The organism is Pseudomonas sp. ADAK7, from assembly GCF_012935675.1.
Classification (GTDB): Bacteria; Pseudomonadota; Gammaproteobacteria; order Pseudomonadales; family Pseudomonadaceae; genus Aquipseudomonas.
Window position 1 is genome coordinate 1,205,050 of the sequence record NZ_CP052861.1, and the last position, 21,450, is coordinate 1,226,499.

Consider the following 21,450-nt stretch of genomic DNA (forward strand, 5'->3'; position numbering starts at 1 on the left):
TACGCGACATGAGCGAACAAACCGCCAATGACAACTACCAGGGCGTGTGGGGCCAGCGCATCGGTTTCGGGCAGAAGTCTGCGCTGCTGATGATCGATTTCATGCGCGGCTACACCACCGAAGGCGCGCCGCTGTTCGCCCCCGGTGTGGTCAGTGCCGTGGCTGAAAGCGTCGAGTTGCTGAGCAGTGCTCGTCGTCAGGGCATACCGGTGGTGCACACCAATATCCGCTACCATCCCGGCCATTTCGCCGATGGCGGGATCTGGGTGAAGAAGGCGCCGGTGATGAAGGACATGGTCGAGGGCAATCCCCTGGCGGCGTTTTGCGAAGAGGTGCTGCCAACGGACGATGAAGTGGTGATCAGCAAACAGTACGCCAGCGCCTTTTTCGGCAGCAGCCTGGCCTCGATGCTGCACGCCCAAGGCATCGACACCGTGGTGCTGGCGGGTTGCTCCACCAGCGGCTGCATTCGGGCGACGGCGGTGGACGCGGTGCAACACGGTTTCCGCACCATCGTCGTGCGCGAGTGTGTCGGCGATCGGCATCCGGCGCCCCACGAAGCCAACCTGTTCGACATCGACAGCAAGTACGGCGATGTCGTCAGCAAGCGGGAGGCCATCGCCCACTTCGAAAAAATGTAATGCGTGCCACAAGAACCCGCGCCAGTTAGAGCGCTGGTCTTGTCGGGTTTGAAAGGGACAACGGCCACACAGTCAAGACCTCCAGTCGAACACTGTCCTGTGGCGAGCGAGCTTGCTCGCGCTGGGTTGCGAAGCAGCCCCAAAATGGTCGTCGCACCGACTGATTTTGCGAGTGCTGCGCACTCGAGCGGGAGCAAGCTCCCTCGCCACAAAAACAGTGCATGACGGAAGATTGTCTGGCTGGTATCGGGCCTGCCAAACCCAAACGAAAAAAACTGAGCCCAACTCGCCCACGAGCGAGCGCCCAGTCTTCTGACACTGCCTTTGGACGCCGCTTTCAGCGCGCCAGAGCGCTGGAAAAAGCGGCTGTATAAAAACCATAAGTCACCGCCAGGAGACATCCGATGCCCATTGCGAACGCAGCACCCGCGACCACGGTCGCCGACCCGATTCAAGCGCTGTACCACAAGATCACCTGGAAGCTGATTCCGTTCCTGTGCTTCTGCTACCTGGCCGCGTACCTCGACCGGATCAACATCGGCTTCGCCAAACTGCAGATGCTCGATCAACTGCACTTCAGCGAAACCGCGTTCGGCCTCGGCGCCGGGCTGTTTTTTGTCGGCTACATCCTGTTTGAAGTGCCGAGCAACCTGGTGCTGGAAAAGGTCGGCGCGAAGATCTGGATCGCCCGGATCATGATCACCTGGGGCCTGCTCTCGGCCTGCACCATGCTCGTGACCTCCACCACCCAGTTTTATGTCCTGCGTTTCCTGCTCGGCGCCGCTGAAGCGGGTTTTCTGCCGGGCGTCCTGTATTACCTGACCACCTGGTTTCCGACCTATCGCCGTGGCCGCATCATTGCGTTGTTCATGATCGGCTTGCCGCTGTCCAGCGTGATTGGCGGGCCGCTGTCCGGTTGGGTGATGAGCCATTTCGACACCCTCGGCGGTTTGCACGGCTGGCAATGGCTGTTCCTGATCGAAGCGGTGCCCAGCGTGTTGCTCGGCGTGCTGACGTTCTGGGCGCTGCCTAACAACTACCAACAAGCCAAGTGGCTCAACGATGAAGAGAAAGTCCTGCTGGAACAGGAGCTGCGCGCCGATGAGGCCGGTGCCAGCGACAGCAAACACAGCTTTCGCGACGGTTTCTTCAACCTGAAAGTATGGATGCTCGGCGGCATCGATTTCTCGATCCTGCTCAGCGCCTACGCCATGGGGTTCTGGATGCCGACCTTTATCCGCAACGCCGGGATCGTCGACACCTTCCACATCGGCATTCTCACCGCATTGCCGAGCGTCGCCGCGTTGCTGGGCATGCTGCTGATCGGCGCCAGCTCGGACAAACACCGCGAACGGCGCTGGCACATCATTGTGCCGTTCCTGGTCGGTGCGGCGGCCATGGCCAGTGCGCCGTTCTTCGTGCACAACGTGGTGGCGACCGTGGCGCTGTTCGCCATTGCCTCGGCGGCGATCATCGGTGCGGTGCCGGTGTTCTTCAGCCTGCCGGCGACGTTTCTCAAGGGCACGGCGGCGGCCACCGGGTTTGCCCTGGCCTGCTCGGTGGCGAACATTGCCGGGTTGGTGAGCAATTCGCTGATGGGCGTGGCCATCGATGTCACGGGCAGCAGCGCGGGGGCACTATGGTTCTTTGCCGGGTGTTTGATCCTCAGCAGTTTCCTGGTGATCGCGTTGCCGGCCAAACTGGTTAACCGCTAACCCCCCGAGCTTGCTCGCGATGGCGATCTCAAGGACGTCATCGCGGGCAAGCCTTGCTCCCACAGGTGTTCATTTCCAACCTATCAGGTGTGTCCCTCATGCAAGGTTTGATCAAACGCTGTGCCCTGCTTGTCGCCGCCGGCCTGTGTGCCGGGTCCCTGCAAGCGGCGGAGAAAGTCATCTTCGATACCGACTTCAACGTGCTCAACGATGACGGCCAGGCCTTCATCATGCTCGCCCAGTTACACGCGCAAAAACGCATCGACCTGCTCGGTATGACCCTGGTCAGCGGCAACGCCTGGGTCGATCAGGAACAGGTCGACGCGCTCAAGGCTGTCGAGCGCATGGGCGTGGAAAAAGACGTTGGTGTTTATTCCGGCGCGGCGTATCCGCTGCTGCATGACTTCGCCACCTATGAGCAGGAAAAAGCCTTGTTCGGCGCCGGTTGGCCGGGCGCATTCAAGGCGCCGCGCCCGACGTCAGCCACGCAACTGATCGCACCACCGGACGGTCTGGCCACCCACACCAAACTGCGCAAGGAAACCGCCGCGCAGTTCATCATCGACAGCGTACGCGCCAATCCCCATGAGGTGACGCTGCTGGCGGTCGGGCCGCTGACCAACATCGCGCTGGCGATCCGTTCCGCACCGGACATCGTGCCGCTGATCAAACGCATCGTGTACATGGGCGGCGCCCTCGAGATTCCGGGCAACACCACGCCGGCCGCCGAGTTCAACTGGTGGTTCGATCCCGAGGCGGCAAAAATCGTCCTGCGCTCGCCCATCGAACACGTGATCTTCCCCAACGATGTCTGCGAGAAGGTCACGTTCGATGCCGCGGTGTACAAACGGGTGATCGCGAAACCGGGGCCGATTGCCGACCTGTACAAGCATGAATTCGGCGCGCTGTTCGACAAGGATCCGGCGTATCACAGCTTCACCTGGGACAGCCTGCCAGCGCTGTTTCTGGTCGAGCCGGGCATCGTCACCGAGTCCCGGGATTTGTGGGTCGATGTCGACGCGCAGTTCGGCGCCGATTACGGCCGGGCACTGGGCTACAAGAAGAGCCCACCGGTGGGCACGCGAAAAGCCAAGGTGGTGTTCGCCATTGACCAGAAACAGTTCTGGGACGGCTACGTCAACCTTGTGACCTTGCCGACGCCGGTCAAGGGCCACTGAAACCACGGGCAATCACGAACAAGTGACAGCTTGCAGCGAACCCCTCACAGTGAGCGTGGTCGCACAGGTGAACCGCCAGGTTTTGGCCGATGGCGGTTCAGTCCCTTTTTCTGTCGAGAGCCTTTAGATGCGCAGACTTCTTGCCCTGTCCCTGTCCCTGCTGTTGCTCTCCCTGAGCGCCTGCGCGCTGTTCCCCAATCGCGATCCGCTGAACATCAACGTGGTCGGCATCGAACCGTTGCAAAGCCAGGACCTGGAAGTGCGCTTCGCGGTGAAGATCCGCGTGCAAAACCCCAATGAAACTGCGATCGACTACAACGGCGTCGCCCTGGACCTGGAAGTCAACGGCCGGCCATTGGCGTCGGGGGTCAGCGATCAGTCGGGCTCGATACCGCGTTTTTCCGAAGCCGTGCTGACCGTGCCGGTCAGCGTCTCAGCGTTTTCGGTATTGCGCCAGACCCTGGGCCTGAGCCAGACCCAAACCCTCGACAACCTGCCGTACGTATTGCGCGGCAAACTGGCTGGCGGGTTGTTTGGCACGATGCGGTTTGTCGATACCGGCAAGCTGAGTTTTCCGGGGTCGAGCGCGGCGACCTGGTAAATTTGGCCATTGCGATATCGTTGAGTACAGATTCACAAGGAAGCCAGCACCCATGGAAGTCACACCCACGCTCTACACCGAACGCCTGATCCTGCGCCCGCTGGAACTGGCCGACGCCCCCGCCATCCAGCAGCAGTTCCCGCACTGGGAAGTGGTGCGCTATCTCAATGCCCTCGTGCCGTGGCCCTATCCGGCCGACGGCGCGTTGACCTATCTGCGCGACATTGCCCTGCCGGCGATTGCCAGGGGCGAAGAGTGGCACTGGTCGATCCGCTTGAAATCGGCGCCCGGGCAATTGATCGGCAATGTCAGCCTGATGGACCATCAGGACAACAACCGTGGCTTCTGGCTGGCACCCCACTGCCAGGGCCAGGGCCTGATGACCGAAGCCAGTGCAGCGGTGACCGAATACTGGTTCCAGACCCTTGGCCGGCCGCTGATGCGCGTGCCGAAAGCGACACCCAACATCGGCTCGCGCAAACTCTCGGAACGGGCCGGCATGCGCTTGATTCGCAGCGATGAAGACAACTTCGTCAGCGGCCGATTCCAGCGCGACATCTGGGAAATCACTCGCGAAGAGTGGTTGCAAACATTCAATAAATAGCGCGAATGACACCCCGTAAATAAGCGAACGCCATCCTGCAGGAGCTGCCGAAGGCAACTCCTACAGGGGTTTCGTTGACCCATCGTGGGTTATGCGGTGAAGAGCACGCCCGGTTTGGCCCGCTCATCCACGCTCAACTCGAACACATCCGGCCGCGCATAGTGGCCGACCACGTCGAAGTCGTAACGCGCGCGGATCAACTCATCGGTGTCGATTTCAGCAGTCAGCAAACCCGCCTCTCCCCGCAGCGGCCCGGCCAGAATGTCGCCCATCGGCCCGACAATCACGCTACCACCGGCAATCAACGGACGATCCGCCGGCCAGTTGGCGATCTCCAGTCCCAAGGCTTGTGGCGAGTCCTGCACCTGACACGCACTGACCACAAAGCAACGGCCCTCATGAGCAATGTGGCGCATGCTGACTTGCCACATTTCCCGCTCATCCACGGTCGGCGCGCACCACACTTCGACGCCTTTGGCGTACATCGCGGTGCGCAGCAACGGCATCATGTTTTCCCAGCACACCACCGCGCCGAGGCGCCCGATCTGGCTGTCGATCACCGGCAACGTCGAGCCATCGCCCTTGCCCCAGATCAGCCGTTCGGTGCCGGTCGGCATCAACTTGCGGTGCTTGGCTACCAACCCGCCCACAGGATCGAAGTACAGCGCCGTGCAATACAAGGTGCTGCCGGCGCGCTCGATCACGCCAAGCACCAGATTGGCCCCGGTGCGCGCCGCCAACCCGGCCAGGGCTTCGGTCTCGATGCCGGGCACGTCGATGGCGTTGGCGAAGTACCGCGCAAATGCCTCGCGCCCTTCCGGCAGGCGATAACCCAATTGCGTGCCGAATCCTTCGCCTTTGGGGTAGCCACCCAGCAGCGCTTCGGGCATGACCACCAGGGCGGCGCCAGATTCAATAATGGCGTTCTCCCAGGAAAGAATCTGTTCCAGTGTTTCGCCCTTGCCACCGGGCAAGGCGCCGATTTGCAGGGCAGCAACGATGGACTTGGACATGACGATGACTCCGTGGGGATTGAGGTGTTGCTCATTCTCTGCCGCCGCCGGATCATGAATAAAGCCCCGTTCACTGCTGAATGATATGAACACCATGAATATCGCCACTGTCGATCTCAATCTGCTGAAAGTCTTCGAAGCCTTGCACGAGGAGTCCAGCGCCAGCCGTGCCGCGCTGCGCCTGGGCGTTACGCAATCGGCGGTCAGTGCTGCCTTGCGGCGGTTGCGGGAGGTGTATGGCGATCAGTTGTTCGTGCGCACCGGCCGCGGTTTGGCGCCGACGCTCAAGGCCAATCAGTTGAAACCGGTGGTCAGCGATGCGTTGAATAAATGCCGGCAGAGTCTGGCGATGGTCGACCCGGCGGCCAGTGATTACCAAGGTCGTTCAGTGACCGTGGGTTTGTCGGATGACTTCGAGATCGCCTACGGGCGGCGGCTGATTGAAAAAATAGCCCGGGCCGCGCCGAAATTGCGGCTGATCTTCCGCCAGACCCACAGCCAGATCGTGGCCCAGGCCTTGATGGAACGCAGCATCGATCTGGCGATTACGGCTGGCGGGTTTGCCGAGCGTCTGCTCAGCCGGCAGGTGTTGGGCGAAGGGGGTTATCTGTGCCTGGTGGACCCGATCAGCCTGGCGCCGGGGCAGCAGACGCTCAGCCTGGAGGAGTTTGTCGCGCGCGAGCACATTCTGGTGTCGTCGGGTGGTTTTATCGGGATCACCGATGAGGGACTGGCGGCGTTGGGGCTGAGTCGTCGGGTGTGCGCCTCGACCACGCACTTTGCGGCGCTGCCGCATCTGCTCAAGGGCAGTCAGGCGGTGGCGACCATTCCGGCCCACGCCGCGCAAAGCATTGCGGCACTCAGCGGCCTGGCGCTGCTGCCCTGCCCGCTGGCGCTGCCGCGTTACCCGATTGAACTGGGCTGGCGCACCAGCACGCAGCTTGATCCGGTGGTGCTGAAGGTGCGCGAAGCGATTGTCGCGAGCTTCGCCCACGATGGCGGTCTCAACGACGCTCCTATAGGGTTTTGCGCGCCGTAATTGATGGGTCAGCCGGGAGTTATTTGGCGGCCATCAAGCGATTGACTTCACTGCGCACCATGTTGGCGTACTCGGGCGGCGACAGGAGGTCGAGCTCGGAGCGAACCCATTCGGCCCATTTGCCTTTGCGCTTGGCCCGTTCACCGAACAACCGTGCGGCTTCGCCCTTGGACTTGCCCAGGTTGCTTTGCCAGAGGTCGAACAGACGGGATTTTTCGTCTTCAAGCGCAGCGCGCTCGGCAAGGGGTTTGTCGGCCAGATTGAAGCTCATGGGAAATACCTGCGGCGTAAAATAGGCGACATCTTACACTGTAGGAGGAAAGGTCCGACCCTGGATTTTTCCTCAGGGTCGAACCTGTACGCAAAATGACTGCAACTTTTTCAAGCGCCGCAGACTCCATTGTTCACTGCCCACTTACCCGCAAGGAGATACTCAATGGCCCGCAAAACTCCCGTACAAGCTGCCGCAGACCAAATCAAGGATCAGGCATTCAGCGAACTTCAGGCGCTGATCGAAGAATCGGACAAACTGCTCAAAAGCAGCGCCACTTTGGTTGGCGAGGAAGCCGACACCTTGCGTGGGCAAGTCGCCCAGAAGTTGCAACAGGCACTGGAATCGGTCACCAGTGTGCGCGAACGAACCAAACCGGCGGTCGACGCCACTGAAAGCTATATCGGTGGCCATCCATGGCAAACCGTGGCGATTTCCGCCGGGTTTGGCCTGGTGGTCGGGTTGTTGCTCGGGCGTCGTTGATCGGTCCGGCATAAAAAAGGCGAGCGTGATGCTCGCCTTTTTTGTACCCGCGATTCCTTGTAGCAGCTGTCGAGCACCGCGAGGCAGCGTTCGGCGGCGCAGCCGTCGTGAAGTCAGACTACGCGGTGTGCCAGGTTGACCGCGTGCGCAGGGCTTCAGAGCCCGGCGAGTTCCCGCAGATTGGCCAGCACATCAGCTTCTAACTGAATACCTTCAGCCGCCGATTTGGCGCGTTGATGATGACGCCGATCCCCCGGCAAACGCTTGAGCCCCACGCCGTGCATCTGCCGCACCAGTTCCTGGCTGCGTTCGGCGAAGTTCTGCCCGGCGGCCTTGCTTGGGTCGATCACGATCAGCAATTGCCCGGTCCACGGTGTCTTGGCGCCCGGATGGTTCGACCAATCGAACTCGAAGGAAAAATTGCCGCCAGTCAAAGCCGCCGCCAACAGCTCCACCATCATCGACAGCGCCGAACCCTTGTGCCCGCCAAACGGCAGCAACGCACCGCCTTCAAGAATCGCTTTCGGGTCCTGGGTCGGCTGGCCGAGGCTGTCGACACCCATGCCCGGCGACAGACGCTCGCCCTTGCGTGCGGCAATCTGCACGTCGCCATGGGCAATGGCGCTGGTGGCCAGGTCGAAGACAATCGGATCGCCGTCAGCCCTTGGGGCGGCGAAGGCGATCGGGTTGGTGCCGAACAACGGACGATCGGCACCGTGAGGCACCACGCAGGTCATGCTGTTGACCACGCTCAAGGCCACCAGGCCTTCATAGGCAAAGGGCTCGACGTCCGGCCAGAGCGCGGCAAAGTGATGGGAGTTGCGGATCGCCAGCACGGCAATCCCGGCGCTGCGGGCTTTCTCCACCAACAACGCTCGGGCGGCGTCAAGGGCCGGCTGGGCAAAGCCGTTGCCGGCATCGACCCGGACGAAGCCCGAAGCCACGTCCTCGACCACCGGCACGGCCTGGCCATCGACCCAGCCGCTGTTGAGCGTCGACACATATCCGGGAATGCGGAACACACCGTGACTGTGGGCGCCGTCGCGCTCGGCGCCGGCGCAGTTGAGGGCCAGGGTTCGGGCGACGTCGGCCGAGGTGCCATGGCGCAGGAAGATTTGCTCGAGCAGTTGAACGAGCCCGTCGAAATCGAGCGTTTGCGTGTTCGAACTGACGGCCGTTTCGGGCGTTGCGGTCATCTGTAGCTCCAATTTTATTTTTGAGTGCGGGCAACAGGGTGGAATACAAAATAGATGCCGATTAAGCGCTGTTGTACCGGTGCTCTGTCAAGCCTCGACCACCCGATCAAGCCAAGCAATATGTACCGCACCTGCGCCGCCCGACGGCTCTACTGTTTTGCCTCAATCCAAGCGCCTGCGATCACTGCCGATTGCAACCCATTGAGGAAAACCATGACTGCTCCCCCACTGCCTTATTTTTTTGACGAGGCCGAACTGGCGTCCAATGCCCGACAACCGGGTGATCGTGAAAAAGCCCTGAAACTGACCCTTGATGACCTCAAGTGGCTGAACGCGATTTACCTCGCCACCGATGCTTCCCGCGTTGCGAACAAGCCGGCAATGCATGCCGCACGCCTGCTGTTGACCCCGGGCGACGGTACCGCCATCCCCCTGGCCGGGGCGTTCGCCATGAGTAAACCCGACGACGGCGAGGCGACGCTCTACACCCCCTGGAAAGGCCTGATCAAATTTGCCGACATGGCAGAACTCAAGGCAAAGCTCCAAGGCTGGCTCAAGGAGGCGTCGGACCAACAGGCGCTGCTGCGATTTCTCTCGATCGAACAGCGAACAACCGTCAGTGCGGCGAAAAGCGTCGTGGTGTCGACGCAACCGATCGACGGCGCCGTGTTTCAGGACCAGCAACTCCTGATCGAGGCCAATCAGCAAGCCAACGTCACGGCCATGCTCGGCGAACTGGTGCTGATGCCGACACTGCGCGCGATGCTTGATCAGGCACTGACGATGACGCTGCGCAAACCGTTCCCGACCCTGGACCCACGCCTGACGCGGCTCGACAGTTTCAGCGGCTCGCCGTCCGACGGCCCTGACGACACTGAATACCAGCGGCGGGTGTCATCGCTGGCATTGACCGATGCGGTGCTGCATTACTACCTGACCAACCAGTGGCCGGACGGCGATTACCGACGGTTTACCCGCCCCGGCCATCATTTGAACAGCGATGCCGACCATCAGGCCTGGGAAAGCGCGATCAAGGAAATCGCGCAGAGTCTGACCCCGTATTTGCGCAGTCAGCTCGAGACCTTCTGGAACAGCCCCATGGCCAACGGCCTGGCGCGCTCGGCGTTTTTCGCCGAGAGCCTGCAAAACACTTATTGCGTCGATGCCTTGCTCAAGCGCCAGCAAGGGCTGTTGAGTGCCGAGGAATATCAGCTTCTGATGAATGTGCTGCTGGCGGGTACCGATGAACCGCAGGCGGCGAAACTGCGCATCGACAAGCCGCGCATCACGGCACCGTTCAAACATTATGTCGAACTGGCCCATACCGTGATGATCAGCGACACCACCAAGACTGGCGCCTTCCTGTATTCCCAGCGCGGAATAGAGGCAACGTCCACGGTGGACATTCTCAAAAGCACGGTGCTGGCGATGCTCGACAGCGCCGGTCATGAAGATCACCTGCTGCAGTTTTTGCACGCAGAAGAGCGCGGCGTCTTGCTGTCCCTGGAGGCCACGCAACGCCAGGTGCTCGCAGAACCGCTCAGCGGTCCGGTGTTCCCGGGCTTGATGGCGGATATTCTGGGCAAGCAGATGCACAACCTGTCCTTCGCCTTGAGCCGCTACCGCGAAAACGAAGGCCGGCTCGCCCCCCACGCCCTGATCGACAACGCTCTGGATGTACGCGCCCTGCTCGATAAGCGACTGTTGGCCGGGAATGTAAACGGACGCTGGAGCACCCGCGCCGACCAGCGCTGGAGTGCTCGACCGGCCACTGTGCGCGCCGAATCGGCAAAGCAGCAATTGACGCTGTTGACCCAGGCCGAGCAGGCGCTTGATCGACTGCGACAGACCCATCCGCCCTTGCCTTCCACCGTTCGGACGCTCAGCCAGGCACAAGCTCACGTGGCCACTTCGCTGGAGCAACTCCGGCCGACGTTCACGCAGGCCCTGGCGACGGCGCTGCGCAGCGAACTGCAGCTGCGCGGCGTCACGCGGACGCTGGATGCCACGGACCAGGCCATCCTGGAAACAGTGCTCGACACACCGGTTCGCCAGCAGCGCGGCGCCTTGAACGGCTTCCTGCCCGATGTGTTTTCCCTGGCGCTCAAGACCGCCAACGATCCGGGGTTGCTGCCGTTGGCCAGTTGCTTCGTGCTCACCGAACGCGGCGGACTGGACCCGGTGCATTCGGGCAAAGCCTTGCTGTGGACGCCGGCCCGGGGCTTCGAAGCCTTCAGCGCCTTGCCACCGCTGTTGGCCGAACTGCAGCGCAGGCTGCGCAATGACGACCGGCGTCCCGAGCTGCTGGAAAATCTGCCCCCCAGTCAACGACAACCCGGCCACACCTACACCCTGGCCCCGTTGCAACTGGTGCATGGGCACTTTCTCGAGCATGTACAAAACGCTTATGTGGACCTCGACCAGGCAGGGTTCAAGCGCGCACTGGCCACGCCCCTGCCCGCCACGCCCCAGGGCCATTTACTGAAACGGGTGGCGCTGCGAACGCCGCAGACCGGGCTGCAACGGCCGACCGACATTGTCCAGTCGCTGCTCACCCAGCAAAAACTCCCGGCCTGGCTGGCCAGGGCGTCCATCGAAGATCAGATCGAACACGCCGAACTGCTTCAGCAATACCTGAATAACGCCGCACAGGACAAAGACTACCTCAGCGACATCCCGACCCTGCCGCGCACCGCCCACAAAGCCTTGCACGCCCAGCTCAAGGCCGACACGTTCGACATCGACCCGGACACCGTCGGGGTGCAGGTCAAATCGCGCCTTACGGCGGTCGCTGAAACCCAGACCCTGTCGGCCTTTGCCCTGACGCACCTGCACGACCTCGACCGCCTGAGCTTGAGCCTCAGCGCGCTGGGCACCACAGCGTTGTCCACAGGGCTGGACGAAACGTACGTCAAAGACTTGGTGCGCAACCTCAATCCAGGCCAGTTGCAACAGGCCCTGCTGAGTGCCGAACTGGCCGAAACCCACGCCGATGCGAAGCTGCGTCGGCAACGTTTCGCCGCGCAAGTGCCCTGGCAGTTGATGCACTACGCCCATGGGGAAAAACTCCAGGAGCGCCTGAGCCAGACCGGTTACGACTTCGTGCGGCAGATCATGGACATGCCCGACGCTCTGGCCCGTGAGGCCGTCAAAGGCGCCAATGCGATCATCCGCCCCCTGGCGTTGCTGGGGGCGGCCGGTACCGCGGCAATCAAGACGACGGGCGTGTATTTGATCGGCCCCGGGAAAAACACAGCGGGCCCGGTGGTCCTCCTCGCGCCTTACAGTCCGCGGCATGGACTCAAGGAATATGCCAGTGAAGACGCTTTACTGGAGGAACTGAAATCGGCGGGCGCGTTGCAAGACTGGGTGCTCAAGACGTTGCCCGTGGCGGACCGGGCTCGCGGTAAAAGCCTGCTGAGCGACACCGTGAGCCTAGCGTCCAGCCCGATCAAGGGCGCCCTGTTCAAGCACCTGTTCAACGACAACGCGCATCTGCTGGAGAAACTGTTGGGCAGTCAGTCCGACAACGACCATCAGGGTGACTGGGCCACCATCAAGCGGGTCCTGGGCGAGGATCTGGACCAGGCGTTTACCTTCCTGACCGGCAAACTGGCCTATCCGCTCACGGTCTGGCGCAGTTATCGCGAGATCAAGGTCTCCGCCGAGGCGCTCCAGCAGCACCGATGGGGCCTCGCGCTGAAGGCGTTTATCAGCGGCATCGCGCAACTGGCGATGTTGCGCCAGTCGATGGAAGTGCACGACACCGTACCGTCGAGCGCCACTGAACCGCCGGTGCCGACCGCTGCGACACCCTGGCACGACATCGACATCACCGCCGTGGAGCGCACCCGCTTGCAGCGCCACGAAAGTACCGACACCGACCTGAGCACGCTGCTCCACGACACCGCCCTCGGGCTTTACACCGAAGCGGCCACTGACAAAACGTTCGGGGCCGTGGACGGCAAAGTCTATCCGCTGAAAAAGTGCGGCAAGCGTTGGCGCATTCACAGTGACAACGGCTATGGGCCGTATCTGCGTCAACTGGGGTCGACCAAACAGTGGGGTTTGGAGATTCAGGCGCAAGGCCAGGCACCGCGCTTCGGCATGCTCAGGCGCTTGCGTACGTGGATGACCGTCCAGGACGGAATGAATGTCGAGGCTGAAGGCATGGAGCAGATTCGTCAGCTGTTCCCGGTCCGCGCCCGGCTGATCGATGAAAGCCTGGACCTGGCCACCACCTACGCCTGGAACAGTCTGCAAAACCTGCGGCTGTTGAACGCCGAGGGTGATCAGGTGACGGCGGTGCATCGGCTGATCATGGACTTCATCGATGTACCGAAGATCTTGCCCGAGCATGTCACCCAGATTGAAAAAGTCGTCGAGGAGATCTTCGCCGCCCTGCTTCATCCTTCCCTTAGAGACGCCAAGTCCAAGCGTCTGGCCGTGGGCCGTGTCACACACGATCGCGAGGGTACGTTTGGCTTTACCGTGCCCTCGGATCCGGAACACCGGATTTATCTGGCAGAGAAGTTTTTCCTGCCCAATTTCGACCACTACCGCAATTACCTGACCGACGCTGCATTTCCGATCCGTGCCCATGCCCGTGCCGCGACGTTGATCCATGAGCTGTCGCATATCGTCTGCAAGACCGAGGACATTTCCTATCTGGACGTCACACGGCCCTTTGTCGATCTGATCGAGACCACGACACCCCGGGCCACATTGCTGCGCGCTGAACTCACGGCACTGCAAAACCAGGCGTTGTCGAGCCAGTCGCCGATGCCGCAGTTGTTTTCGGTTTTCAACTCTGACACCCAGGAATGGGAGGACCTGGGCGACACCCTGTACGAAGACACCAGCAGAGCGATGAATCGGGTCGTGGCATTGACCGGGCAGCTGACCATCGCCGATGCCCGCGAGACGTTCAAACGTAATGCCGAGGTCCGGCTCGCCGTGCAATTGGCCAACGCGGACTCGGTGTCCTGGTTAATCACACACTTGGGGCGCCAGTTGCACACCAGCACCCCTTGAAGCAGAAAAAGCGCAAAAAAAGGGCATTGACGTTAGGTCAATGCCCTCGTTTTATCAGTCTTTCTGATCGCGCAGTATGTTGCCCGAGGCGCCGTCGATACGGAATTCGTAGACCACGCCGTCCGCCTTGCGTCCCTCGCCCTTCCAGTAACCGTTGTTATCGGCTTCGATCTCATAGACCTCGACGTAACCGGCTTTGGTCTTCGCCGTTTCGATGGCCTTCTCGATCGTGACCCAGCCTGCGCCGGGCCGATCCGCCATGGCGGCACCGGCGCTGAGCAATGTCGCAGCGGCAATGACGGCAGCTAAGGTTTTCTTGATCATTTTTTCACTCCATTTGTGGATACTGCGTGGTGATGTCCTGTTTTTAGGGCCTCACGGAAAAAAATAAGTTCCACTTTGATGGGTAATTGCCATGACGGATGTTCTCGCGACGTTGCCCCAAAGGTTAGAATGCAGCAAATCAGGATGAGTCAATGACCGAACACACCCTCTCGGAAGCCGAATACGACGCCATCACCGATGCCGCTGCGCACTGGTGCATGCGTCTGCACGCCATCGACTGCACGGCCGAGGAGCGCCAGGCGTTCGAACAATGGCGCGAAGCTCATCCGCTGCATGCGTTCGAGTTCGAAGCCATGCTGGAAATCTGGGAAGTCGCGGGCGATCTGCCGCACCCGGAATCCGCCCGGCCGGTACCGCCCGCCCGCCCTTCGACGCGCTGGCGCACCTTCGGCATCACCGCGGCCGTCTGCGCCCTGGCATTGCCGCTGGCGGCGTACACCGGCTGGAACCTCGGGTGGGTGCCCAATGCCTATCAGCATTTCGAAGCCAGTGACACGGTGCGTCACGTCACCCTGAGCGACGGCAGCCAGGTGGAGCTGAACCTGGGCAGTGAACTGACCTTCAGCAATTACAAGGATGAACGTCGGGTCACGCTGAAAAAAGGTGAAGCGTTTTTCAGCGTCAGCCACGACATGACCCATCCCTTCATCGTCAAGGCAGCCGAAGGCAGGATCCGGGTGACCGGGACCCAATTCAACGTCTGGCTGTATGAAGACCAGGTGCGGGTCAACCTGATTGAAGGCTCGGTATTGGTGACCAGCAATGACCACCAGAACGGCGACGGGTTGCGCCTGGGGCCGGCGATGCAGGCGCGTTTTCGTCACGGCGACTACATGCCGCAGATCAGCCAGACCTACGCCAACGACAATTCACTGGCCTGGCGCAGCGGCAAACTGGTGCTCGATGACCTGCCGCTGAGCGAGGCGTTGCCGCTGATCAATCGTTACCTGAGCAAACCGTTGATGGTGGCCGATAGCAGCACGGCGGCGATCCGCATCGGCGGCATCTACAACGTCAAGGAACTCAACAGCCTGGTGGCGTCCCTGCCCCGGGTGTTGCCGGTCTACCTGACTCGCAACGAGAACGGCAATCCGGTGCTCAATTCGATTCCGCAACAAGCGCCAAAAAGCTGAAGGCCGCGCCCCTGAGGGGTGCGGCCTTCGTGTTTGCTGCAACCGGTCGTGCGGTGTTTACTGAGCGGCCACCTTCCCGGCTTTTTCATCCGACTCGCGAAGCGTCTGCACTTGATATTGCGGATCCGCCTTGATCTGCTGCTCTGTGAACGGCAACACACTCAACTGCTTTTTCGAGAACGCCTGCGTCTGGTCCCGGGCATATTTCGACGCCGGGTCACTGGACAACGAGAACGCCAGCAATCCCTGGGCGTGCGGACCTTTGTCATCAAAGGTCACGATTTGCAGGTAACTGGTGCCGCTGACCACTTCCAGTTTGCCGTCGGTTCTCGGGACGCTCTGGATGGCGTTGTAGATGCCCAATGTGCCCGGCCCACCGTGGATCGCGGTTTGCTGTCCGCCGCTGCTGACCACCTGAATGTCGCCCCAGCGGCTGTCCGGCTTGATTCCCATATGGGTGGTCAGTTCCACGGACGCGAGTATCGCCTCGCGGATGGCTTTGGCCACTTCTGGTCGTTCGAACGCCAGTCCGCGCGGGGTGTGTTGCGCGTCTTTCGGGTCGAAGGCCACACGCCAGACGCCGGGTAATGGCTGCAACGACTCCATGACGATATTGAAATGCACCAGCCCCAGACCGCTGTCCAGATTCGCCCGGCCATCCCACGCCTTCAGGCTGGCGCACACTGGTGTAAGTGTCGCGGCATCCGCACCCAGATCCGTGCCACAGAACTTCAGTAGGTCTGGCATGACTTGTGCCACCAGATACACCTGATCATCCATCACCATCCGTTGCAGATCCGCCGCCGCCACCGGCCCTGCCTTGGCCAGCGAGCCCAGGCGATCCAGGGCAAAACGCGAGCGCAGCCCCAACGGCTGGCTGTCCTGACTGATCAGTGGCGAGAAACCGGTCAGCGGTTGCGCCGGGTTGGCCAGCCACGCGGAATCGTTGGAATGCTGCACAAAGTCTTTGCGCAGCAGCTGCGGCAACTGGTCCGCCGCGTAAATGCCCTTTTGCGCGGCATTCGGGTCGATGTCCCAGCCACAGGCACTGTTGGAGCCGTCGAGCACGATCATCTGCAACCCGGCGCGCGGATCGCTGCACTTGGCCAGTTTGTCGGCGTTGACGTTCGGCACCACCGACAGATTCATGTAGAGCGTCTGCCCCTGATCATCCGCGGCCAGGGTGTTGACCCACGGGATACCCTGGATCTTGTGCACCGAGGCTTGCAAATCCTTGAGGCTGGTGGCGCGGTTCATCGCGTACCACTGCTGCAAGACGCGGTCATTTTCCAGGTTGGCATCGCGCAGGCTGTAGGCGTACTGATTGTCCCAATCGAGCTTGCCCGGCCACTGCACCACAGGGCCGAATTTGGAGCTGTAGACCACATGGGAAACCGGCTTGAGTTGGCCATCGGGCTGTTTGACGTTGACCGTCAAGGTCTGCTTGTCCAGCGGCAGGGACTTGCCATCGAGCAGGTACCGGGTCGAATCCTTGGGGTCCAGTTCCAAGCGATACAAAGTGAAATGCTTGGACGAATCGACGGTGTGGGTCCAGGCCAGGTGTTGGTTGAAACCGATGTTGATCATCGGCAGACCGGGCAAGGCCGCGCCCATTACATCCAGTTTGCCGGGAATGGTCAGGTGCATCTGGTAGAAGCGCATCCCGCCCACCCAGGGAAAGTGCGGGTTGGCCAGCAGCATGCCGCGACCGTTGAACGAGCGTTCGCTGCCAATCGCCACTGCGTTGCTGCCACGGTCGAGGGCAAAGCGTTGCTGACGCTCGGCGGCCGCCAGGAACGACGGCGCGCCACCCGCCCCTTGGGCGACGGCCGCTGGCGGCATGGCCCCGGCCAGCGCTTCGGCAAACTGCCCGACCCCGCCTTCGACCAGCAGGCGCCGCGTCAGCTTCACCAGGTCCTGGGCGGCAATCGGCCGGACCCAGTCACCCTGGCATTGCGCCGGCAAACCCTGGGCCTGGCGCTCGGCCAGCGAGCGGTTGTAGCCCGCCACGTAACCGTCGATCAGATCCTTTACTTCCGGGGTTTGCGCCTGCCAGAAACCCGCGACCGCTTGCGGCGTGTTGAGCCAGTTGAAAAACAGGTCGCTGGCCAGGTTGGCGCGTTCTTCGAGGGTGAACTGGTCCGGGCCGAAATACTTCGAGCGTTCGCCGTTGACGGTGACGATCTCGTTGGCCATCAGGCACAGGTTGTCCTGGGCATAGGCGTAGCCGATACCGTAACCGAGCCCGCGCTCGTTCTCAGCACGAATGTGCGGCACGCCGAAGCTGGTGCGGCGAATATCGACGGACGACGGTTCCGGCGCACTGCGCGCGCTTGCCGCCAGACTCAACCCCAGTAACACACCTGCCAGACTTAACCGGGTTAACTGCCTGCTAATAATCACGCTCGCTCCTGCTGGACATAGGCTTGGAAAATCACATCCTGTGGACAACACGGAATGTGCCTGGCCTTAGGAACGAAAAAATCATCAGGAAATTTAGGCGGCGCAACGATCAGCGGCGGCCCCATCACATAGCGCTCACATGGCCTCGACAAATTTTCTACATCAAAGCCTTCATGATTTGCCGAGCTCGTTCGTCTTAATGATTGAGAGCACCATCACTTTTTTCCTGATCAGGCTCTGAAAAGGAGTTTTTGCATGTACAACTCGCAACTGCCAACGGACGGTAGCCATGCGCCAAAGAGCGTTTCCATGAGCCACGGCTCCGGGATCTTTGAACGGGCCGAGCGCCACGGAAACGAACGAATCAGAGTGCTGCTCAAGAGCTTTGGCCTGAGAACCAGCCTCATTCGCCTGAAAGTCATCGACGCCCTGCTCAGCGCCGCCGAAAGCGAGCGCAACCTGGGCGTGCGCGGCGTGCACACGCATTTGCTGGACCTGGATATTCCCCTGTCCTTCCTGAGTGTGCGGGAGGTCTTGAAGCGGTTATGCAGCGAGGGCGTGATCACGCTCAATCCGGACAAGAGCTATAGCCTGCATCCGCAGGCCATTGCCATTCTCTATAGCGAATCCGCTGCAGGCGCGTCGCTCAAGGCTTGACCTTGCGGCGCATCACGCCATTGACGACGACCACGATCACGGCCACGCCGATGGCGATGTACTGAAACAGCTTCTCGCTGATGATCCCTGCGTTTTGCAGATAGGAAAGGCCGAACATGATCCCCAGGACCACCAGGGAGATCAGAATCGAGTATTTCAAACGTTGCGACTGGGTCATTGCGGGTTCCTGAAGCTTGAAATGTATCCGGTTTGTATCCGCTTTCATGCCAAGCCCCTACCTTCGGGCGGGGATGAACAGGCTTGAACGGAGTCTCATGTTACAGCCGATGAAGAGTTTTGGCTTCATTGCGGCGCTAACCATGAGGATTCTGAAATGCTTCGTCGAATCACACTGCTGATTCCCCTGATCGCGCTCCTGTCCCTGAGCGGCTGTATCATTTTTCCCCACGGAGGCTGGCACGGCGACCACCATTACGATCGGGGCGGACCGGGTTATTACCAGCACCGGTAGTCCACATCCCTGAAGGCCACGTAAGACAGACAAGCTTTTTAAATCAATCCTGAACAAATGCCCGCCCTGTTGCGGGCATTTTTCTTACAGCGTATTGATCGCATCCATGTAAGTTTGGATCCAAACTTTCCTCTGCCGTGACGTGTCCCGACAACTTGCAATACATGGCAATCCATTGAAACCCCAAGTCTCAATCGCTCGCTAGAGCGCGTATGCATCCCTGTTTACTCTCGATACGCAGCGACAGAAGTGGCTGCTTGAACTTCAAGTATCGATAAGGACGCCATGCACTCATCACTGATTAATACCCGCCCCTTTCAACTGACCGGTTTTTGCCTGGCTATCGCCGTGTTTGAACTACTGACCTATATGGCCAGCGATTTGATCATGCCCGCCATGTTGACCGTGACCGAACAACTGGAGGCCAGCCCCGAGCATGTTCCGTATGCATTCACCCTGTATTTGACCGGCGGTGTGCTGCTGCAATGGCTGATCGGCCCGCTGTCGGATCAATACGGCCGTCGTCCGTTACTGCTCCTCGGCAGTGCGCTGTTTGCCCTGGCTTGCGCCGCGGCGTACTGGGTGCAAGGCATCGAGGCATTCAACGGCTTGCGGCTGATCCAGGGCATGGGTCTGGGCTTTGTCATCGCCGTCAGTTATCCCGCCTTGCAAGAGGTGTTCTGCGAGGCCGACGCGGTGCGGATTATGGCGTGGCTGGGGAACATTGCCCTGCTTTCGCCGCTGTTGGGTCCGTTGCTCGGCAGTGTGCTACTGCAATGGCTGTCGTGGCGGGAGCTGTTTCTGGTGCTCGGTATCGCCGCCCTGGCGGTGTGGATTGGCTTGTATGTCTTCATGCCGCGAACCTCGGGCACCGTCGCCCCTGGCAAACCCTTTGACGTGCGCGCAACCGTACGCCGCTACGGCAGGTTGTTGCGCAACCGGGCGTTTGTGCTGTCGTCCGTCGCCCTGGGGCTGATGAGCCTGCCGCTGATTGCCTGGATCGGCCTGTCGCCACTGTTGTTGATCCAGGGCCAGGGTTTATCGCCTCTGCATTACGGGCTCTGGCAGATCCCGGTGTTCGGCGCGGTCATTCTCGGCAATCTGCTGCTCGACCGCCTGATCGCCCGATCAGCCCTGCCACAGCTGATTCGCTATGCACTCTGGCCGTTTTGCGCCGGGCTCGTCGCGCTGTTGATCGTTGGTTTCCAGGGTGCTTCGATCGGGTTACTGGTCGGGTGCCTGGCGATCTACGCCGTCGGCCTGGGCATGAGCAATGCCGCGTTGTACCGGTTGGCGCTGTTTTCCAGCGAGGACAGCAAAGGGCTGGTGTCGGCCATGATCGGCATGATCTCGATCTCGATCATGGGCGGGGCCGGGTCACTGATTGCGGCGCTCGGTGCCGGTGACAGCCTGGAGTCGTTTGCCTTGATCGCCGCAATTGCGGGGCTTGTATGCCTCGTGCCGCTGCACGCTTTCCTGCGACGGTGCCGCCACTCGGTCGCCGTCTGAATTAAACAATCAAAAAGGAGTTTTGATGATTAACCTGCCCTACACCGACGCACTCTGTGCGCTGGCGCAGCCTTACAACCTGGATGGCCTGCCGCCGGGGTTGTTCGATCGCGCCATGGCTGAAATCAGCCTGTTTCATTGCCACCATACCCCCGGCTACGAACGTTGGCTGCACGCCCACGGCCTGGATGCCCAGGCCCTGGACACGCTGGAAGACTGGTCGCGACTGCCGCCGATCTTCGCCAACTTTTTCAAGCAGCATCTACTGTTGAGCCCCACCGGCGAAGGCGCGCTGGAACTGACCTCTTCCGGTACCAGCGGGCAGAAAAGCCGCATGCGCTATGACGATCGCAGCATGGCCGCGGCCCAGGGCATGGTCACACGGATTTTCCAGCAGTACGGCTGGGACACCCCGGACACCCCCTGCAATTACCTGCTGCTGAGCTACGAACCCGAGCCTGACAACCGCCTCGGCACCGCCTACACCGATCAGTTCCTGTGCCGTTATGCGCCTGCCAATCGAGTCGTCTACGGCTTGCGGCGCACCGGCAATGGCCACGAATTCGACCTTTTTGGTGTGATTCGCGCGTTGCAGGCCTTCGCCGAAGAACAACTGCCGGTGCGCATTTTCGGCTTTCCGGCGTTCCTCTGGCAGGCGCTGCAACGGATGGAAGCGACCGACATCGCGCCACTTGAATTGCCGGCAGAATCATTGGTATTTCTCGGCGGCGGCTGGAAAAACCACGCCGCGCAGGAGATCCCCCGGACCCGGCTTTATGAACGGATCGCGCGGCAACTGGGCATCGACCCGGCGCGCTGCCGCGACGGCTATGGCGCGGTCGAGCACGCCGTGCCCTATATCGAATGCGCCCATCACCATTTCCATGTACCGGTTTACTCGAAGGTGTTCGTGCGCAATCCATCCGACTTCAGTGTCCAGCCTTATGGCCAAAGCGGCCTTTTGAATTTCGTATCGCCCTATATTTCGTCGAGCCCGGCCCATGCCGTGGTGATGAGTGACCTGGCCACCCTGTATCCCGGCGCGACCTGCGGTTGCGGCCTGGCCACCGACTGGTTCCAGCTGCATGGACGCGCCGGCACCAGTCCCGGCCGCAGCTGCGCCATGGCCGCGGCCGAACTGCTGGGGAGGGCTTGA

General features: G+C 61.1%; 18 protein-coding genes. 12 read left to right on the forward strand and 6 right to left on the reverse strand.

The genetic code is table 11. The features are described 5' to 3' along the window. Positions 1 to 8: 8 nt before the first annotated feature. The 5 genes from HKK53_RS05340 to HKK53_RS05360 all read left to right on the forward strand — a co-directional run bounded on the left by HKK53_RS05340 (position 9) and on the right by HKK53_RS05360 (position 4,739). On the forward strand, positions 9 to 641 hold the full coding sequence (locus HKK53_RS05340; RefSeq protein ID WP_169369879.1) for an N-carbamoylsarcosine amidohydrolase: 633 nt from the start codon (positions 9 to 11) through the stop codon (positions 639 to 641). 404 nt (positions 642 to 1,045) lie between these two features. Further along, positions 1,046 to 2,356 (forward strand): MFS transporter, encoded by a 1,311-nt coding sequence (locus HKK53_RS05345; protein WP_169369880.1) that lies wholly within the window; start codon positions 1,046 to 1,048, stop codon positions 2,354 to 2,356. Positions 2,357 to 2,454: 98 nt separating this feature from the next. Further along, positions 2,455 to 3,534, forward strand: a complete 1,080-nt coding sequence (locus HKK53_RS05350) for a nucleoside hydrolase (RefSeq protein ID WP_169369881.1) — start codon at positions 2,455 to 2,457, stop codon at positions 3,532 to 3,534. A 127-nt stretch (positions 3,535 to 3,661) separates the two neighbouring features. Continuing rightward, positions 3,662 to 4,135, forward strand: a complete 474-nt coding sequence (locus HKK53_RS05355; protein WP_169369882.1) for an LEA type 2 family protein — start codon at positions 3,662 to 3,664, stop codon at positions 4,133 to 4,135. A 52-nt stretch (positions 4,136 to 4,187) separates the two neighbouring features. Further along, on the forward strand, positions 4,188 to 4,739 hold the full coding sequence (locus tag HKK53_RS05360; RefSeq protein WP_169369883.1) for a GNAT family N-acetyltransferase: 552 nt from the start codon (positions 4,188 to 4,190) through the stop codon (positions 4,737 to 4,739). 89 nt (positions 4,740 to 4,828) lie between these two features. On the opposite strand, the gene HKK53_RS05365 is transcribed toward HKK53_RS05360, so the two are convergent. Continuing rightward, positions 4,829 to 5,752 (reverse strand): carbon-nitrogen hydrolase family protein, encoded by a 924-nt coding sequence (locus tag HKK53_RS05365; protein ID WP_169369884.1) that lies wholly within the window; start codon positions 5,750 to 5,752, stop codon positions 4,829 to 4,831. Between the two features lie 85 nt (positions 5,753 to 5,837). On the opposite strand from HKK53_RS05365, the gene HKK53_RS05370 reads away from it, so the two are divergent. Then, on the forward strand, positions 5,838 to 6,791 hold the full coding sequence (locus tag HKK53_RS05370; RefSeq protein WP_169369885.1) for a LysR family transcriptional regulator: 954 nt from the start codon (positions 5,838 to 5,840) through the stop codon (positions 6,789 to 6,791). Positions 6,792 to 6,810: 19 nt separating this feature from the next. Here HKK53_RS05370 and HKK53_RS05375 read toward each other — a convergent pair whose 3' ends face one another. Next, on the reverse strand, positions 6,811 to 7,062 hold the full coding sequence (locus tag HKK53_RS05375) for a hypothetical protein (protein ID WP_054046380.1): 252 nt from the start codon (positions 7,060 to 7,062) through the stop codon (positions 6,811 to 6,813). 165 nt (positions 7,063 to 7,227) lie between these two features. On the opposite strand from HKK53_RS05375, the gene HKK53_RS05380 reads away from it, so the two are divergent. Further along, complete coding sequence (locus HKK53_RS05380; RefSeq protein ID WP_169369886.1) at positions 7,228 to 7,545, forward strand: DUF883 family protein; 318 nt, start codon at positions 7,228 to 7,230, stop codon at positions 7,543 to 7,545. 155 nt (positions 7,546 to 7,700) lie between these two features. On the opposite strand, the gene HKK53_RS05385 is transcribed toward HKK53_RS05380, so the two are convergent. Continuing rightward, positions 7,701 to 8,741 (reverse strand): Ldh family oxidoreductase, encoded by a 1,041-nt coding sequence (locus tag HKK53_RS05385; RefSeq protein ID WP_169369887.1) that lies wholly within the window; start codon positions 8,739 to 8,741, stop codon positions 7,701 to 7,703. A 213-nt stretch (positions 8,742 to 8,954) separates the two neighbouring features. Here HKK53_RS05385 and HKK53_RS05390 point away from each other — a divergent pair, with 213 nt between their 5' ends. Next, positions 8,955 to 13,775: a dermonecrotic toxin domain-containing protein gene (locus HKK53_RS05390; RefSeq protein WP_169369888.1), complete on the forward strand. Its 4,821-nt coding sequence runs from the start codon at positions 8,955 to 8,957 to the stop codon at positions 13,773 to 13,775. A gap of 54 nt (positions 13,776 to 13,829) precedes the next feature. Here HKK53_RS05390 and HKK53_RS05395 read toward each other — a convergent pair whose 3' ends face one another. After that, positions 13,830 to 14,099 (reverse strand): PepSY domain-containing protein, encoded by a 270-nt coding sequence (locus HKK53_RS05395; protein WP_169369889.1) that lies wholly within the window; start codon positions 14,097 to 14,099, stop codon positions 13,830 to 13,832. A 152-nt stretch (positions 14,100 to 14,251) separates the two neighbouring features. On the opposite strand from HKK53_RS05395, the gene HKK53_RS05400 reads away from it, so the two are divergent. Continuing rightward, complete coding sequence (locus tag HKK53_RS05400; RefSeq protein WP_169369890.1) at positions 14,252 to 15,253, forward strand: FecR family protein; 1,002 nt, start codon at positions 14,252 to 14,254, stop codon at positions 15,251 to 15,253. Between the two features lie 57 nt (positions 15,254 to 15,310). Here the strand turns inward: HKK53_RS05400 and pvdQ are convergent, their stop codons facing one another. Beyond that, entirely contained in the window at positions 15,311 to 17,656 is a 2,346-nt protein-coding gene (gene pvdQ / locus HKK53_RS05405) for a bifunctional acylase PvdQ (protein ID WP_169369891.1), read from the reverse strand. Positions 17,657 to 17,911: 255 nt separating this feature from the next. Here pvdQ and HKK53_RS05410 point away from each other — a divergent pair, with 255 nt between their 5' ends. Continuing rightward, the gene (locus tag HKK53_RS05410) at positions 17,912 to 18,313 is read left to right on the forward strand and encodes a fe2+ zn2+ uptake regulation protein (protein ID WP_169369892.1); all 402 of its coding nucleotides are present in this window, start codon (positions 17,912 to 17,914) and stop codon (positions 18,311 to 18,313) included. On the opposite strand, the gene HKK53_RS05415 is transcribed toward HKK53_RS05410, so the two are convergent. After that, on the reverse strand, positions 18,303 to 18,491 hold the full coding sequence (locus tag HKK53_RS05415; RefSeq protein ID WP_054046397.1) for a hypothetical protein: 189 nt from the start codon (positions 18,489 to 18,491) through the stop codon (positions 18,303 to 18,305). The two genes, HKK53_RS05410 and HKK53_RS05415, sit on opposite strands and share 11 nt — an antisense overlap. 579 nt (positions 18,492 to 19,070) lie before the next feature. On the opposite strand from HKK53_RS05415, the gene HKK53_RS05420 reads away from it, so the two are divergent. Together HKK53_RS05420 and HKK53_RS05425 are read left to right on the forward strand one after the other, a co-directional pair. Beyond that, complete coding sequence (locus HKK53_RS05420; protein ID WP_169369893.1) at positions 19,071 to 20,294, forward strand: MFS transporter; 1,224 nt, start codon at positions 19,071 to 19,073, stop codon at positions 20,292 to 20,294. Between the two features lie 25 nt (positions 20,295 to 20,319). After that, positions 20,320 to 21,450 carry a LuxE/PaaK family acyltransferase gene (locus HKK53_RS05425; protein WP_169369894.1) on the forward strand — a complete coding sequence of 377 codons (1,131 nt, stop codon included), beginning with the start codon at positions 20,320 to 20,322 and terminating at the stop codon, positions 21,448 to 21,450.

Coding starts and splice junctions, on each gene's coding strand:
- HKK53_RS05395 (WP_169369889.1), bottom strand. CDS start 14,099: ATGATCAAGAAAACCTTAGCTGCCGTCATTGCCGCTGCGACATTGCTC.
- HKK53_RS05420 (WP_169369893.1), top strand. CDS start 19,071: ATGCACTCATCACTGATTAATACCCGCCCCTTTCAACTGACCGGTTTT.
- HKK53_RS05365 (WP_169369884.1), bottom strand. CDS start 5,752: ATGTCCAAGTCCATCGTTGCTGCCCTGCAAATCGGCGCCTTGCCCGGT.
- HKK53_RS05415 (WP_054046397.1), bottom strand. CDS start 18,491: ATGACCCAGTCGCAACGTTTGAAATACTCGATTCTGATCTCCCTGGTG.
- HKK53_RS05360 (WP_169369883.1), top strand. CDS start 4,188: ATGGAAGTCACACCCACGCTCTACACCGAACGCCTGATCCTGCGCCCG.
- HKK53_RS05355 (WP_169369882.1), top strand. CDS start 3,662: ATGCGCAGACTTCTTGCCCTGTCCCTGTCCCTGCTGTTGCTCTCCCTG.
- HKK53_RS05425 (WP_169369894.1), top strand. CDS start 20,320: ATGATTAACCTGCCCTACACCGACGCACTCTGTGCGCTGGCGCAGCCT.
- HKK53_RS05350 (WP_169369881.1), top strand. CDS start 2,455: ATGCAAGGTTTGATCAAACGCTGTGCCCTGCTTGTCGCCGCCGGCCTG.
- HKK53_RS05375 (WP_054046380.1), bottom strand. CDS start 7,062: ATGAGCTTCAATCTGGCCGACAAACCCCTTGCCGAGCGCGCTGCGCTT.
- HKK53_RS05380 (WP_169369886.1), top strand. CDS start 7,228: ATGGCCCGCAAAACTCCCGTACAAGCTGCCGCAGACCAAATCAAGGAT.
- HKK53_RS05370 (WP_169369885.1), top strand. CDS start 5,838: ATGAACACCATGAATATCGCCACTGTCGATCTCAATCTGCTGAAAGTC.
- HKK53_RS05385 (WP_169369887.1), bottom strand. CDS start 8,741: ATGACCGCAACGCCCGAAACGGCCGTCAGTTCGAACACGCAAACGCTC.
- HKK53_RS05410 (WP_169369892.1), top strand. CDS start 17,912: ATGTACAACTCGCAACTGCCAACGGACGGTAGCCATGCGCCAAAGAGC.
- HKK53_RS05340 (WP_169369879.1), top strand. CDS start 9: ATGAGCGAACAAACCGCCAATGACAACTACCAGGGCGTGTGGGGCCAG.
- HKK53_RS05345 (WP_169369880.1), top strand. CDS start 1,046: ATGCCCATTGCGAACGCAGCACCCGCGACCACGGTCGCCGACCCGATT.
- HKK53_RS05400 (WP_169369890.1), top strand. CDS start 14,252: ATGACCGAACACACCCTCTCGGAAGCCGAATACGACGCCATCACCGAT.
- HKK53_RS05390 (WP_169369888.1), top strand. CDS start 8,955: ATGACTGCTCCCCCACTGCCTTATTTTTTTGACGAGGCCGAACTGGCG.